The sequence below is a fragment of the Parendozoicomonas sp. 209JJ7-1 genome (assembly GCF_058147085.1).
The window spans coordinates 1-1,278 of sequence record NZ_JBYVJU010000071.1 but is presented as its reverse complement, the minus strand read 5'-3'; the positions used below and the strand labels follow the sequence as shown (position 1 = coordinate 1,278).

Below are 1,278 nucleotides of genomic sequence, written 5' to 3'. Positions count from 1 at the left end.
GGCGTTAGCTGAATTAATCAGCACCTCCATTACATCAACATTGAAAGATTAAGAATAAATATATGATTCCAGTAAACACATCAGTTGTATCCGGAGTAGCTATATCCGAGATTGATGGTGAAACCAAAATACTCATGATGAAACGCGTGAAAGGAGAATTTTGGTGTCATGTAGCCGGAAATATTGAAGGGAAAGAAAAGGCTTGGGAAGCTATAATTCGTGAGTTCAGCGAAGAGACCCAGATCAAAGTAGAAAACCTTTATAACGCTGAATATATTGAACAGTTTTATGAGGCTAAAAACAACGAGATTGTAATTATTCCTGCTTTTGTCGTCGTGTGTGACCCAAACCAAGAAGTAACACTCAATGAGGAGCATACCGAGTTCCAGTGGTGTAATCTCCAAGAAGCAAAAGATCTTGCTACTTTCCCAAACCAGAAAAAGCTATACGACCACGTATGGGAATATTTCATCAAACAAAAGCCATCAAAACTAATGGCAATAAAATTCAGCTAACAAGAAAATCCAGGTGACGCCTACGGCGCACCTGATTTAGGCGTTATGTGAACCCAACCATCAAGAGTCTTGCAATGATTCACTTTGGAAAAATAGAATATTTTGAGAGAAATGAACCTGCAAGTAATGACGAGATTTCAAAAGCTGAATATTCACTTGCAACTTCTTTCCCCGATACCTATAAGCAACTATTAAGAGAAACAAATGGATTTCAGTCTAATTTAGTGCATTTATACCCAACAGAGGAACTGCTAGAAAGGAACGAGACTTATCAAGTTCCCACTTACTGTCCTGGGTATATAAATATTGGTGATGATAGCGGTGGATGTGCCATTTTGATTAAAAGCTCAGGTTCAGATCAAACTGTATATCTTGTCGATCATGGATCATTAGATCCTCGTTTGGGAGATTTTGAGGGTATCGGAACCAACCTCATAGAATGGGTTGAAGAAGGTTGTCCCACCCCAGAGTAACTGACTAAAACCCATTATTAGTGAAAGTAATGTCAATACGGCTGAAACAGGGCTTTCTGGACCCAAAAATCACATAACAAGTAAATCCAGGTGACGCCTACGGCGCACCTGATTTAGGCGTTAGGTGCTACCAAACATCGAGATTTACTTTCGATTCACAGGTGTAACCTCATAGAAAGATACAAGTGATATGATAAAAATGCTGTGAGCTACCAGCAGCTTTCCTCTATTGGTAGCGTGACAAAGGAGATGGATTTTATGTCGTCCACTGGAGAAAAGCCCGGAACTGG

General features: G+C 39.8%; 2 protein-coding genes. Both read left to right on the top strand.

Annotated features, from left to right (window positions below):
• The first annotated feature begins 62 nt into the window (after positions 1–62).
• Positions 63–515, top strand: coding sequence for an NUDIX hydrolase (locus ACY2RQ_RS19360; RefSeq protein WP_490114653.1), 453 nt, complete (start codon positions 63–65; stop codon positions 513–515).
• A gap of 74 nt (positions 516–589) precedes the next feature.
• Positions 590–988, top strand: coding sequence for an SMI1/KNR4 family protein (locus tag ACY2RQ_RS19355; RefSeq protein ID WP_490114652.1), 399 nt, complete (start codon positions 590–592; stop codon positions 986–988).
• The last annotated feature ends 290 nt before the right edge of the window (positions 989–1,278 follow it).